Raw genomic sequence first — 13,885 nt, forward strand, 5'->3', positions numbered from 1 at the left:
GAAGGGCGCCGACGTGCACGAAGTGACCACGGAATACTTCGATGTGGCGATCGTGGGAGGGCGGGTGGCGGGCTCCTCGGCCGCGACCCACCTCGCTCGCGCCGGACTGTCCGTACTCCTCCTGGAACGAGCGAAACTCCCCAGCGACACCCTGTCCACGCACACCATTCAGGACCTCGACTGCCTGCAGCGGCTCGGCGTCCTGAAGAGGGTGCTCGCCACCGGTTCGCCTCCTATGCCGCGCTCCACGCTGTGGATGGACGATTGCGACCTGTCCGTCGGCCACCCCGAACAGCCGTGGCTGTCCGTACGCCGCACGACGCTGGATGAGCTGCTGCTGGACACGGCGCGCCAGGCCGGTGCCGACGTGCGCCTCGAGCGCAAGGTGACCGGCCTGCTTCGCACCGACCACGACGGACGCGTGCGCGGCCTGCGCTACGAGGACCCGTACGGTCGGCATCTCACCGTCTCCTGCCGGCTGGTGGTGGGTGCTGACGGGCGCAGTTCGACGGTGGGCCGACTGGTGGGGGCGCGAAAGTACAACCGGAGCGGGAACGAACGCGGGGCGGTGTGGCGGTACTTCCAGGACCTGCCCGCCCCGCCGGAGTTCTTCTTCTGCCGCCGAGGCAGCGACCTGCTGCTCGCCGCACCCTGTGATCAGGGCCGCGTCATGCTCTCCGTACAGCCAGCGCTCAAGGAAACTGCGGCGTATCGAGCACCGGGAGAGATCGAGCGGATGTTCCTCCGCAGGGCACGGCCCTGGGGACAGGGCAACCACGAATGGGGGGACCTGCTCGCGGACGCCACGCCCGAGGGAGCGGCCAATATGGTGTTGCGCTACGCATGCTTCTTTCGGGAGAGCGCGGGGCCAGGTTGGGTTCTGCTGGGGGATGCCAGTCACGTCAAAGACGTCGTCACGGGGCAGGGCATCTGTGACGCCCTGCGGCACGCCGAGCAGCTCACGGCACGGGTATCACACGGCTGGGGGTCCGACCGCTCGCTGGACAGCGCGACGCGTGGCTGGTGGCGCTCGAAGGACCGGGACGCAGCACCCATGTACTGGCTCTCCCGAGACATGGGCAAGGCGGGGGTCACCTCCCCGCTGTATGGAAGCTTCTTCGCGCGAATAGCGGCATCACCACGGCTGAAGCTTCGGCTGCAGGAAGTGCTCGGGAGACGCTACGGCGTTCGACGATTCATCGCCCCGTACCGGTTCGCGCTGGTGATCGCGGCACAGCTGCGTAAGGGCGAGGTCCCCGTCGACACGACGCTGCGCGAGGCGGGTCAGTTGGTCCGCACCGAGGCCGCACGGCGTTGGGCGGGCATCCGACCTCGCTATGAGCGGCAGCGGAACGAGCAAGCACGCGAGATCGGTTCGGAACGGGAAACCGGCGCGGTCCGGTAACCACGAGGCGGCCTTCGTTCGGTGGCGGCTCACGGCCGCCACCGAGAACCCGACGGCTGAGAGGTGGAGACATGGCGACAACCGAGGTGACCGAGCACGTCGCGGTTCCCGCGCCTGAGGTATTCGAACTCATCGCGCGGCCCGATCGGCATCCACTGTGGCAGAAGGATCTGACGAGTGACGGAATCGTCTCCGGCGACGGCGGTGTCGGAAGTCAGGGACGAGAGGTCCGACACGTCATGGGCCGCTCCGTCATCACCGAATACGAGATCACCAAGCACGCAGCGCCGAGGAGTTGGGGTTTTCGCACCACAAGCGGCCCGATCAGCATGGAGGGTGCCTTCACCTGTGTACCGACCGAGGGCGGAACCGAAGTGCGCGCGCGGATCCGATTCAGCGGCTGGTCGGGCGAGGCCATGGCGCGTTTCGCCACGCGGCAGTTTCGTCAGCACCTGCGCGAGCTGAAGGATCTCGCGGAACGCGGCGGACCCATCGCCGACGACACAGTTCACGAAACCCAGGGAAACGGTGCCGATGATGCGTTCAGGAAAGGCTGAGAACACGAGTGCGCAGTCTCCTCCCATGGCTGCCCCGAGCTTCCCGACGGACCACACCGCGACCACGGATTTCCAACAAGTGATGAGCGGACACGCCGCCGGGGTCGCGGTCGTCACCGCCAGCGGAGCGGGAATCCCGACCGGGCTCACGGTTACCTCACTCACGTCGTTCAGCAGTCTTCCTCCCAGCGTGTGCTTCAACGTGCGTATGACTGCTCGCTCCCATTCGCCCATCGTCGAGGCGGACTCCATCGGGGTGCACCTGCTCACCGCCCGGCAGCGACGGATCGCGGAAGTGTTCAGCAGCCGCGCTGTCGACAAGTTCAGCGGACTCGACTGGTCGTGGGACGGGTCCGTGCCGCGGTTGCCCGGCACGCTCGCGTATCTGCTCTGCCTACCGGTCGCGGTCTTCGGACACCACGACCACAGTCTGGTCGTGGCGGAGGTGAAGCGCATCGAGTCGCAGGAGGGCACGCCGCTGATCTATCTCCGCAGGAGCCTGGGATGGCGACTGGTCACGGGGAACCCATGAGCACGAAGGGTGTGCCCCGAGAAGGGTGGGCCGTGTTCGACGGCCCCTTCGCATCGACCACGGAACCGTTCTCGTTGCTGAACCGGCACGGCGCGACGCTTCGCGGCACGGTGTCCCGGACTCGGCGGGGGGACTACCCAGGCGGTGACGGCGCACCGCAGGTGGTCGTGGTGGTGGCCGGTCTGGGCCGGACACGGCAATGGACCGTGCTGTCCGGGCTCCAACTGCTCCTGAACGGCTTCACCGTCATACGCTTCGATCTCACCAACTCGGTGGGGCTGAGCGACGGCGACATCCTCGACTTCACCCTGACCCGGGCCTGCGAAGACCTGTGCGATGTCGCCCTGTGGGCACGCAGCAGATTCGCCTCCGAACGGGTCAGCGCCTTGGCGGCCAGCGTCACCGGGCGGGCCGCACTCCGCGCGGCGGCCCTGCACCCGGACTTGTTTCGCCTCGTCGGCACTCTCTGCGGCGTCGTCGACACCCGCGCCACGCTCACCGCGCTGCTCCGCGGCACTGATCTGGTGGCACAGTTTCGAGACGGGACGCTGCACGATACGGACGGGGTGCGCACCCTGTTCGGGCACGAGATCAGACTCGACGGCGTCGGGAGCTTGGTCCTGGACGACTGGGCAGGTATCAGCGGCACCATCCACGATCTCCGAAGCGCCGACTCCACTCGTTTCTTGGGATTTCACGGCGAACGGGATGCCTGGATCTGCGCTACGGACGTACGAACCGTCTTTCAGTCGGTGCCGCACGCCCGAAGCTGCGTCCTTGACGAAGCCGGCCACGAACTCAACCACGCACAAACCCGGCAGGTCCTGGGGGAACTGATCCGTGTCCACTGGGCCATATCGGGACGGACGACGCGCGACGCAGCGACTGGGAAGCCTCGCGTGGCTCCTTGGGAACCCACGGTCGAACAGCTGTCAGCGCAGCGCCGGATGGAGAAGAAGCTGGACCGGTGGTGGCGAGCCCAACTTCCGGCCCCAGTCGGCGCCCCCGTGACGGAGCCCCGCAGACGTCGAGCGGAGACGTCCGAGCGAACGCGGGGTTCCTGGTCCGCCACCGCTCCCTAACGCACCACGCACCACGCACCACGCACCACGCACCAGCGTGTCGGGCAACCCGGCCTCCGGTCCACAGCCCGGAGTCCGCGGCCCCGTACAACCGCCCTCCACGAAGGAGCCTGCTCTTGTATCCGGGAATGTACGCCGTCACCACTCCGGAGAAGCCCGCCGTGGTGATGGCGCGGTCAGGCCGCGTCCTCACCTACGCCGAACTCGACGAGCGCTCGGCACGCCTGGCGACGGCCCTGCGCCAAGCAGGTCTGCGTCAGGGGGATGTCGTGGCGCTCCTCTCCGATAATGTCCCCGAGGCCTTCGAGGTCTATTGGGCGGCTTTGCGGTCCGGGCTGTACATCACCGTGGTCAATCACCAGTTGGCCCTTGAGGAGGCCGCCCACGTCGTCAACGACTGTGGCGCGACCGTCCTCGTCGTCTCGGCCGGGGTAGCCGGGCTCGCCCGGAAGCTGGTGTCCAGGACCCCTGGCGTCCGACATCGCTACGCCTTCGACCACGGTGTCGAGGGGTACCGTTCCTATCGCTCCCTACTCGACGCGACCGCTCCGGTCCCTCCGTCACGTCAACCACGCGGGGCCGACATGCTCTACTCCTCCGGGACAACCGGCCGGCCCAAGGGAGTGAAACCGCCGCTGCCGGACTTCGAGGTGGACCAGCCCGGGGACGCGCTGACAGCTGTCGCCGGGCAGTTACTGGAGCTCACCGCCGAGGATGTGTACCTGTCCCCGGCACCCCTCTACCACGCTGCCCCGCTGCGGTGGTGTGGTGTTGCCCACAGTCACGGTGGCACGGTCATCCTGATGGAGAAGTTCTCCGCCCAGGAGTCGCTCGACGCCATCCAGCGATACGGCGTCACGGTCCTCCAGATGGTGCCGACTCACTTCGTGCGCATGCTGCGGCTGCCGGCCGAGGTCCGCGAGCGGGCGGACCTGAGCACGCTGCGGTTCGCGGTACACGCAGCGGCCCCCTGCCCACCGGAGGTCAAGCGAGCGATGATCGACTGGCTGGGACCGATTCTCGTGGAGTACTACAGCTCCACGGAGGGGAATGGCCTCACGTTCATATCCACACCGGAGTGGCTTGGACGACCAGGCTCGGTCGGCAGGTCCCTCCTCGGAGACGTGCGGATCTGCGACGAGGACGGCTCTGAAGTCCCGGTGGGCGAAGTCGGCAGGGTGTACTTCGCCCGCGACGAGGTGCCGTTCAGCTACCACAACGATCCGGAGAAGTCCGCCGCTTCGCGGCACCCGCGGCACCCGGCCTGGACCACTGTCGGTGATCTCGGATACGTCGACGAGGAAGGGTACCTATTCCTCACCGATCGCGAGGCGTTCACGATCATCTCCGGTGGGACGAACATCTACCCGCAGGAAACCGAGAACGTGCTCGCGCTCCACCCCGCGGTGCACGACGTCGCCGTCATCGGCGTCCCGGACCCGGATACGGGACAACAGGTGAAGGCCGTCGTCCAACTCCTCGAGGGCTGGGCTCCCTCCGACTCACTCGCCTCGGAGATCATCTCCTACGTACGCGAGCGTATCGCGCACTTCAAGGCACCCAAGTCCGTCGACTTCGTGGCGTCACTACCCCGCACCACCACCGGCAAGCTGGTGAAACGGCCCTTGACCGAACGCTACGCAACAGCAGCTCCGCACGAGAGTGGGAGACCCGGCAGCGAGCGACCCGCGGACCGCCACGGGCCACGTGAGAGGACGACCTGACCAGCCCCCATCACCCCAGGGAAACCGTGAGCGAACGCGGGTGAATCCTCGGTCAAAGCGCCGCCGGCCAGCTGCGGGCGCAGGTTCGCGACTCACGCCAGGTTGCCCGGTGGTCGCTTCGCCGCCCTCGATCCCTGCCGTACGGAGGGTACGCCCCCCGAGGGCACTGCCGCGGGCGGTCCCCCTGCCCGGGGGGCCGCGGCGGGCCCGCGGCCGGTCGACCTCACCGCCCCGGGGCGCCCGCGCGCAGCCCGTCCATGATGAGGTCCAGCAGCCGGGTAACGCGCGGCTGCCAGTCGCTGTGCGGGTCGATCTGCCAGAGACCGGAGATCGCCAGCAGGAAGTCGTCCCAGGTCACTCCGGGGCGGATGGTGCCGGCCTCCTCGTTGGCCCGGAGGAGGAGTTCGGCCGCGGAGGTCACCGGCGTGTTCGCCGGCTTCCGCAGGTTCCCGGAGGTGCTGGTGGCCTGGCGGATGGCTTCCGCGAGCCCCGCCTTGGTCATCGCGAACCGTGCGAGGTGGTCCATCCACTCGCGCAGCGCCCGCTCGGGCTCCCTGTCGTTCAGCAGTTGCACCGCGCTGTCGGCGACCTGCCGCATCTCGTGCCGGTAGATCTCCAGTACGAGCGCTTCGCGGCTGGGGAAGTTGCGGTAGAGCGTGCCCTGTCCGACTCCCGCCTTCCTCGCGATGACGCTCAGTGGGGTGTCCGCGGAGCGAGTGAGTTCGACCAGGGCCACCGCGAGGATGCGCTCCCGGTTCCGTCTGGCGTCCGAGCGCAGCGGCGTCTCCCTCTTCTCCCGCACTCGTCTCCTCCTCCGGACCTCCGAGCTGCTGGCCGAAACTCGTCCTTGCTAAGCGGACAGTTGTCCGATTAGGTTTGCCGTCCTGGCGACGGGCGCGGCCGACCTCGGCAACCGGTGGCCGTCCCACCGACGTTCCCTGCCCGCATCCTGCACTCCTCCGGCCCATCCACGCCACACACGGCATTCTCCGCCCGTGCCCGACCGCCCTCACTCGACCGCACCCGGTCCACGCCGTGCCGCGGGCCGGTTCCGACGTGTCCGGATACCGAAAGAAGGCTGACCATGGCCCCATCGTCGTCCAGCGCCGTCACTCTGCGCATCAACGGCGAGACGCACACCCTGACCGTCGACCACCGCACCACCCTGCTCGACGCGTTGCGCGAGCGACTCGACATGACCGGCTCCAAGAAGGGCTGCGACCACGGCCAGTGCGGCGCCTGCACGGTCCTGCTCGACGGGCGTCGTACGGTCTCCTGCCTGCAACTCGCGGTGGCCGCCGAGGGCCGGGAGATCACCACGATCGAGGGCGTGGCGGACGGGGAGCAACTGCACCCGGTCCAGCAGGCGTTCCTCGAACGGGATGGCTACCAGTGCGGCTACTGCACGCCCGGGCAGATCTGTTCGGCCGTGGCCATGCTCGCGGAGCACGAGGCGGGCTGGCCCAGTGCCGTCACCGGGGACGTACGACCGGAAGCGGCACCTCCACCCCTGTCCGACGAAGAGATACGGGAACGGATGAGCGGCAACCTGTGCCGCTGCGGCGCGTACGTGTCGATCGTACGGGCGGTCTCCCAGGCCGCCGGGACCGAGACGAAGGCCGCCAACGCGAGCGGCGTCGAGGCGAGGGACACGGAGGCAAGGGTATGAGGGAGTTCGACTACCAGCGCGCCAACGACGTCCCGGGCGCGGTCGCGCTGCTCAACGCCGATCCGAACGCCCGGTTCCTCGGCGGCGGCACCAATCTCGTCGACCTGATGAAGACGGGCGTGGAGCGCCCGGACCGGCTCGTGGACGTCCGCGAACTCCCCCTCGACCAGGTGGAGTCGACGGAGGACGGCGGCCTGCGCATCGGCGCGACCGTGAGCAACAGCGACCTCGCCGCCCACCCCGACGTACGCCGCCGCTACCCGGCGCTGACACAGGCGCTGTTGGCCGGGGCCTCCGGTCAGCTGCGCAACATGGCCACGGTCGGCGGCAACCTGCTGCAACGCACCCGCTGCGGCTACTTCACCGACGTCGCCAGCCCCTGCAACAAGCGTGTGCCCGGCAGCGGTTGCCCCGCCCGTGAGGGCGCGCACCACAACCACGCCATCCTCGGCGCCTCCGAGCACTGCGTGGCCGTGCATCCCTCTGACATGGGTGTCGCGCTGGCTGCCTTCGACGCCGTCGTCTCGTACGAGACGGCCGACGGCTTGGGCGAGTTGCCGCTGGAGGAGTTCTACCTCCCGGTGGCCGACACCCCGCACCGGGAGACCGCCCTGCCGTCCGGCGCGTTGATCACCGGCGTCACGCTGCCGGCCGCCCCGGTCGCCGCCCGCTCCCGTTACCGCAAGGTGCGCGAGCGTGCCTCGTACGCCTTCGCCATCGGCTCGGTCGCCGCCGCGCTCGACGTCCAGGACGGTGTCGTACGGGACGTACGGGTGGCGCTCGGCGCGGTCGCGTCCCGGCCGTGGCGGGCCAGGGCGGCCGAGGCCGTACTGAGCGGTGCGCCGGCCGGGGAGGCGAGCTTCGCCGCTGCCGCGGACGCCGAGTTGGCGGCGGCCGAGCCGTTGCCCGACAACGCGTACAAGGTGAAGCTGATCCGCAATCTCATGGTGAGCGTGCTCACCGAACTCACCGAGGAGGCCGCCCGATGACCACCACCACGCCTGGCACCGCCGCGGGCTCCACGACGGCCCCGGGCGCGGTCGGGACCGCGCACACCCGAGTGGAGGGCCGCGACAAGGTCACCGGCACGGCGCGCTACGCGGGCGAGATCCCCTTCACCGAACTCGCCCACGGCTGGCTGGTGTTGTCCACCATCGCGCGGGGCCGCATCCGCTCCGTGGACGACACGACCGTGCTGGCTATGCCGGGCGTGCTCACCGTACTGCACCACGGCAACGCGCCGCGCGTCGAGGGCGACTTCACCAGCATGATCGGGGTGCCGCCGGACCCGAGCGCTCTCCTCTTCCAGCACGACCGGGTGCCGCACGTGGGGTGGCCGGTGGCACTGGTCGTCGCCGAGACGTCCGAACAGGCCAGGGAGGCCGCCGAATCGCTCGTGGTGCACTACGAGCGGGAAACGCACGACGTCGCCTTCCGGAGTGACCACCGGGACGACCGTACGAACCTCCCGACGGCGGGAGATGAGGCGGACGTGACGGACAAGGGCGACATGGCGGCGGAACTCGCCGCCTCGCCGGTCGTGGTGGACGAGGAATACACCACCCCCGAAGAGCACCACACCACCATGGAGCCACACGCCGTGACGGCGCGTTGGGAGGACGGCCGGCTCGACGTCGTCGACTCCAACCAGGGCACCACCTGGGTCGCGGGCGAACTCACCCAGCTGTTCTCGCTCGACCCGGCCTCGGTGCGGGTGCGTTCGGAGCACGTCGGCGGCGGGTTCGGCAGCAAGCGGGTCCGGGCCCACCAGGTCGCCGCCGTGATGGCCGCGAGCGCTCTGGAGCGCCCGGTCCGCGTCGTGCTGACCCGCCGCCAGACCTTCGCCCTCGGGGGCTACCGCAGCCCCACGGCGCAACGCCTCCGGCTCGGCGCCGGCACGGACGGGCGACTGCGCGCGCTGGAACACGACTCCCTGAACCAGACGTCGACCATGGACACCTTCGTCGAGCCGAGCGCCGGGGCGACCCGGGTGATGTACGACGCCGAAGCGCACCGTACGGCCAACCGGGCCGTACCACTCGACGTGCCGACGCCGACCTTCATGCGCGCTCCGGGCGAGGCGCCCGGCTCGTTCGCCCTGGAGTCGGCCTTGGACGAGCTGGCCGAGCGCTGCGGTATCGACCCGATCGAGCTGCGCGTGCGCAACGAGCCGGAGCGGGGGCCGGTGTCCGGGCTGCCGTTCGGCAGCCGCAATCTGCTCGCCTGCTTCCGGGAGGGCGCCGAGCAGTTCGGTTGGGCGGAACGGGACCCGCGTCCCGGCACGCGTCGCGAGGGGCGCTGGCTGCTCGGCACGGGCACGGCGGGAGCTTCCTTCCCGTCCGGCGCCGTGCCCTCCACGGCCGCGCTGACCGCGGAGCCGGACGGCAGCTTCACCACCCGGATCGCCGCCGCGGACATCGGTACGGGCGCCCGTACGGCCCTCACCCTGGTCACCGCGGACGCGCTCGAGGTGCCGCCGGAACGGGTCCGGGTGCGCATCGCGGACAGCGACTTCGGGCCCGCGATGATCGCCGGCGGTTCGATGGGCACCCGCTCCTGGGCGTGGGCTGTCACGGCCGCGGCCGGAGAGCTGCGGGAGCGCCTCGCGCTGAACGCCGACATCCCGCCCGAGGGGATCACCGTACGGTCGGACACCACCGAGGCGATCGGCGGCCTCAGCGCGAAGGAACGGCACTCCTTCGGCGCGCAGTTCGCCGAGGTCGCCGTGGACACCGGCAGCGGCGAGGTCCGCGTGCGGCGCATGCTCGGCGTCTTCGCGGCAGGCCGTATCGTGAACCCGCTCACCGCACGCAGCCAGTTCCTCGGCGGGATGACCTGGGGTCTGTCCATGGCGCTGCATGAGGAGGCGACGCGGGACGAGAACACCGGCGGCCTCGTCGGCGGCGACCTCGCCGGCTATCACATCGCCTCCCACGCCGACGTGCCGAGCATGGAGGCCCACTGGGTGGACGACCCGGACCCGGACGACCCGGTCGGCATCAAGGGCATCGGCGAGGTGGGCATCGTGGGCGCCGCCGCGGCGGTCGCCAACGCCGTGTGGCACGCGACGGGTGTACGCCACCGGGACCTCCCGATCCGGCCGGACCGCGTCCTGTCCGCGGCGGATGGGCGGGAAGCCTGACCGTACCGCTGAGCCGGTTCGGCCACACGGGGTGGTGACACCCCGCGACACATCGGCGCCGGAGCCGCCACGTTCGTCTGGACCGGACCCCGGGGCTACCGCTGCACGGGAGCCCCGGGGTATGGGGGACCCGGGGCTCGCCCAGCCTGCTGGTTCAGCGCTCGCTGTCGAACTTCCCCCTGCTGAACGTCACCGGCGTTTCGACGGGGTCGCAAGCTGACCGATCCTTCCCAACCGCCCGTGCAGACGGCGCAGGAAAGTACGGTGCCGAGGCTCACCGGCAGATGCCCAAGTCAACGCGTCAGGCTGCCAGCTGACTTCAGCACCGCCGTCGATGAACAGGATCTGACCGGTGAGGTGCGTGTTCTCTGGTGAGGTGAGCCACGCGAGAAGTGAGGCGACCTGCTCCGGCTCTGCGAAACCGGAAAGCGGCATCGGACAGTGCTCGAGGACTTCGCGGGCTGCTGGGTCATCGAACAAGGGCTGTGCCATCGGAGTGACCACGATACCCGGTGCGATGGCGTTGAGAGGAATCCCATAACCAGCCCACTCTTGCGAGATAGCCGTTCGCCGAATCCATTTCGAGAGCGCGACCTTTGACGACCCGTAAAGGAGGGTCACATCCTCGTTGGGAACCTTCTCGGAGGCAGCGACCGCAGCCCCCTCATCCTCGGCGAGGCAGGATTTCACGACGCCTGAATCGTAATCGTGAATGCAGGCCATGGATGACACCGCGACCGCTCGCGGGTTTTCCCCCAGAGCCAACATCGGACGGAGTCCCTCAAGCGTCGCGACCGTACCGAAGTAGTTCACCTGAACCGTGCGGGGAGAGAATTCGCGTACGCCGGCGCACGCAATGACCGCGTCGAGTCGGCCGTCAGTCAACTCCCCGGCCCGCTCGGTGAGCTCTTTGCGTCCCTCCGGCAGAGAAATATCCACACAGATATCAGCATCCTTGAGATCAACACCGATCACTCGATATCCCTCATCTCTCAAGCGGAGCAAGATTGCCTTTCCTATGCCGGATGCCGAACCTGTCACGAGATACGTACGAGGCATTCCGTCCTCCGTCACCAATAGTTTGTTAAATGCCACCAGGAAATTACCTGAGCCCTTCATCTCGTGTCCATGCGTCGCGCGTCAGGCGCAATCTGCGTCAAACTTCCCCACGCTGCTTCCGTAACCTCTCGACCCGCCCCAAGCGTTACCGGAGTTCCGGCTCCGCCTGGTCGGGCTCACGAGACCGCAGGTGTTATGACAGGGACCGAACCAGCGGCTGTGCCGCGCGGACCTGCGGAAACTCCCGGACCCGTCCGTACGACCACGGAGAGCTTGGCCCGCACCGCCGGCGGGGCCCCAGGACCCTGCGTCGATCAGTGAGGTACGGCACTTGACCTGCGGGCGCCTCGTCCGGGGTCGGGAATCCTGTGGTAGCTTCAGCCAGCCAGTCGAACCCGTGCCCACGGTCGTACGTGTGCAGGGTCAGGGAATCCGGTGAGAGTCCGGAACTGACGCGCAGCGGTGAGGGTGACGGCGGGGCAGCAGCCACTGGACGACGGTCACGGCCGGGTCTGGGAAGGCGTCCCGCAGGGATGATCCCGAGTCCGAAGACCTGCTGGCGACCGATCGTCCGCACGGGCCCCGCGCATGGGCCCCGACGCCAGGAAACTCGCCACCATGCACGTGTCACCTGCTGCCCGCTGTTCCGTACTGCTGCTGACCGGGGCGCTGCTTCTCACCGCGTGTGGGTCCAGTACCAGCACTTCCGGGAAGTCCGACGGCTCCACGTCCCAGGGCGTCACGCTCGACAACCGTGGACAGGAAGTGACGGTCAAGGGACCTCCGAAGCGGGCCATGTCCCTGAATCAGGGCACTACCGAGATCATGCTCTCCCTCGGCCTGGCCGACCGCATGGTGGGGACCGCGACCTGGACCGACCCGGTCACGAAACACCTGGAGAAGGCCAACGCGAAGGTCCCCAGGATCGCCGACAACGCCCCGTCCTTCGAGAAGGTCCTGGGCACCGAACCGGACTTCGTCGCCTCCTCGTTTGCTTCCACACTGAGCAAGGGTGGGGTGGCCCCCCGGGAGAAGTTCGAGGAAGTCGGCGTTCCGACCTACCTCTCGCCGGCCGACTGTGAGGGCAAGGACAACAGCGGCTCCGGTGACGGCTCCCGAACGAAGCCGCTGACCATGGACACCGTCTATCGCGAAGTGCGGGAACTGGCACGGATCTTCGGAGTGGAGAAGCGCGGTGAGAAGCTGGTCAGCCAGCTGAGGGGCCGGGTGACGAAGGCCAAGGCCGCGACCGACGCCGAGGGCGCCACGGTCCTGTACTGGTTCGCGAACCGGGATTCCCCCTTCATGGCCGGCTGTTGCGGCGCGCCGGGGATCATCACCAACACGCTCGGAGCGAAGAACGTCTTCGACGACGACACCCAGGAGTGGCCCCAGATCAACTGGGAGACGGTCGCCAACCGCAACCCCGAGGTAATCGTCCTCGGCGACCTCACCCGCGAGTCGCAGACCGCCGAGACGGCGGCGCAGAAGATCGCGTTCCTGGAGTCCAACCGAGTGACCAGGCACATGGAGGCGGTGCGGAAGAAGCGGTACGTACGACTCAGCGGGCAGGCCATGAACCCGACTATCCGCACGGTCGAGGGTGTGGAGAAGGTGGCCGCGGCGCTGCGCTCGTACGGGTTCGACGGATGACCACCGTGTTGCGGTCCTCCGAGGTCCGCCTGCTCCGGGTGGCGGTCGGAGCGCTGCGTACCGTGGCGGGGCTCGGCGCCGGGCTCGCGGTGCTGGCCACGTCCGTCGCCGTGTCCGTCACCCTTGGTCCCGCGGATATCAAGGTCGGCGAGGTCTGGTCCGCCGTCGCGGCCCACCTGGGCTGGGGCACGACGGAACTGACCCCGATCCGTGACGGCATCGTGTGGAACCTGCGGATGCCACGCACCCTGCTCGCCGCGGTGTGCGGGGCCGGACTCGCCGTGTGCGGAGCCGTGATGCAGTCACTGCTGCGCAACCCCCTTGCCGACCCCTTCGTCCTGGGAGTCTCGTCCGGGGCGTCGACGGGCGCCGTTGTGGTGGTCGTCCTCGGCGCCGGGGGCGGTGTCGTGTCGCTTTCCGGGGGCGCGTTCGTGGGCGCGGTCGGTTCGTTCGCGCTGGTGCTGCTGCTCAGCCACACGCTCGGCGGGCGACGGACCGGGTGGTGCTGTCCGGGGTCGCCGCGATGCAACTGTTCTCCGCTCTCACCTCGTTCGTGGTCATGACGTCAGGTGACGCGGAGACCACTCGGGGGGTGCTGTTCTGGCTGCTGGGATCGCTCAGCGGGGCAGGATGGACCGACGTGTGGCTGTGCCTGGCCGTGCTGGCCTTCGCACTGATGGTTTGTCTCGGATACGCGCGCGCCCTGGACGCCTTCGCCTTCGGTCAGAACGCGGCAGCCACCCTTGGAGTCTCGGTGGGCCGGACCCGGCTGGTACTGCTGTGTGTGACCGCGCTGCTAACGGCCGCGCTGGTCAGCGTGGCCGGCGCGATCGGCTTCGTCGGCCTCGTCCTGCCGCACGCCGCTCGCGCCCTCGTCGGTCCAGGGCACGCCCGGCTGCTGCCCGTCACCGCGGTCACCGGAGCGGTGTTCCTCGTATGGGCCGACACCCTGGCCCGTACCGTTCTCGACCCGCAGGAAGTGCCGGTGGGTGTGGTGACCTCGCTGATCGGCGTTCCGGCGTTCGTGCTGGTCCTGTACCGGACGAGGGGGACGTGACGTTG

11 protein-coding genes, 1 pseudogene and 1 riboswitch are annotated in these 13,885 nt (G+C 69.0%); of the genes and pseudogenes, 10 read left to right on the forward strand and 2 right to left on the reverse strand.

Annotated features, from left to right (window positions below):
- Positions 1-13: 13 nt before the first annotated feature.
- The 5 genes from AN216_RS02120 (at position 14) to AN216_RS02140 (ending at position 5,300) form a co-directional block, all read left to right on the forward strand.
- Positions 14-1,405, forward strand: a complete 1,392-nt coding sequence (locus AN216_RS02120) for an NAD(P)/FAD-dependent oxidoreductase (protein WP_079166144.1) — start codon at positions 14-16, stop codon at positions 1,403-1,405.
- A gap of 71 nt (positions 1,406-1,476) precedes the next feature.
- Positions 1,477-1,962 (forward strand): SRPBCC family protein, encoded by a 486-nt coding sequence (locus AN216_RS02125; protein ID WP_070194833.1) that lies wholly within the window; start codon positions 1,477-1,479, stop codon positions 1,960-1,962.
- Between the two features lie 25 nt (positions 1,963-1,987).
- Positions 1,988-2,494 (forward strand): flavin reductase family protein, encoded by a 507-nt coding sequence (locus AN216_RS02130; protein ID WP_070194834.1) that lies wholly within the window; start codon positions 1,988-1,990, stop codon positions 2,492-2,494.
- A complete protein-coding gene (locus AN216_RS02135) occupies positions 2,491-3,576 on the forward strand; it encodes an alpha/beta hydrolase family protein (RefSeq protein WP_070194835.1) in 1,086 nt (361 codons plus the stop codon). Before AN216_RS02130 ends, AN216_RS02135 begins: the two co-directional genes overlap by 4 nt.
- 116 nt (positions 3,577-3,692) lie before the next feature.
- Positions 3,693-5,300 carry an acyl-CoA synthetase gene (locus AN216_RS02140; protein WP_170843003.1) on the forward strand — a complete coding sequence of 536 codons (1,608 nt, stop codon included), beginning with the start codon at positions 3,693-3,695 and terminating at the stop codon, positions 5,298-5,300.
- Positions 5,301-5,523: 223 nt separating this feature from the next.
- Here the strand turns inward: AN216_RS02140 and AN216_RS02145 are convergent, their stop codons facing one another.
- Positions 5,524-6,102 carry a TetR/AcrR family transcriptional regulator gene (locus tag AN216_RS02145; protein WP_070194812.1) on the reverse strand — a complete coding sequence of 193 codons (579 nt, stop codon included), beginning with the start codon at positions 6,100-6,102 and terminating at the stop codon, positions 5,524-5,526.
- Between the two features lie 282 nt (positions 6,103-6,384).
- Here AN216_RS02145 and AN216_RS02150 point away from each other — a divergent pair, with 282 nt between their 5' ends.
- Genes AN216_RS02150 through AN216_RS02160 form a run of 3 tightly spaced genes read left to right on the forward strand, consistent with a single transcriptional unit; the run spans position 6,385 to position 10,111 of the window.
- Positions 6,385-6,969 (forward strand): (2Fe-2S)-binding protein, encoded by a 585-nt coding sequence (locus AN216_RS02150; RefSeq protein WP_070194813.1) that lies wholly within the window; start codon positions 6,385-6,387, stop codon positions 6,967-6,969.
- On the forward strand, positions 6,966-7,958 hold the full coding sequence (locus tag AN216_RS02155) for an FAD binding domain-containing protein (protein WP_070194837.1): 993 nt from the start codon (positions 6,966-6,968) through the stop codon (positions 7,956-7,958). The genes AN216_RS02150 and AN216_RS02155 overlap by 4 nt, the downstream gene beginning before the upstream one ends.
- Complete coding sequence (locus AN216_RS02160; RefSeq protein ID WP_070194838.1) at positions 7,955-10,111, forward strand: xanthine dehydrogenase family protein molybdopterin-binding subunit; 2,157 nt, start codon at positions 7,955-7,957, stop codon at positions 10,109-10,111. Before AN216_RS02155 ends, AN216_RS02160 begins: the two co-directional genes overlap by 4 nt.
- A 189-nt stretch (positions 10,112-10,300) precedes the next feature.
- Here the strand turns inward: AN216_RS02160 and AN216_RS02165 are convergent, their stop codons facing one another.
- The gene (locus AN216_RS02165; RefSeq protein ID WP_338059225.1) at positions 10,301-11,230 is read right to left on the reverse strand and encodes an SDR family oxidoreductase; all 930 of its coding nucleotides are present in this window, start codon (positions 11,228-11,230) and stop codon (positions 10,301-10,303) included.
- Positions 11,231-11,557: 327 nt separating this feature from the next.
- Positions 11,558-11,743: riboswitch (cobalamin riboswitch) on the forward strand.
- A gap of 45 nt (positions 11,744-11,788) precedes the next feature.
- On the opposite strand from AN216_RS02165, the gene AN216_RS02170 reads away from it, so the two are divergent.
- Positions 11,789-12,823 (forward strand): ABC transporter substrate-binding protein, encoded by a 1,035-nt coding sequence (locus AN216_RS02170; protein WP_070194880.1) that lies wholly within the window; start codon positions 11,789-11,791, stop codon positions 12,821-12,823.
- Positions 12,820-13,880: pseudogene (locus tag AN216_RS02175) on the forward strand (FecCD family ABC transporter permease). The gene AN216_RS02170 and the pseudogene AN216_RS02175 overlap by 4 nt, the downstream one beginning before the upstream one ends.
- Positions 13,881-13,885: the final 5 nt, after the last annotated feature.

It is taken from the genome of Streptomyces oceani, assembly GCF_001751245.1.
Lineage (GTDB): Bacteria > Actinomycetota > Actinomycetes > Streptomycetales > Streptomycetaceae > Streptomyces > Streptomyces oceani.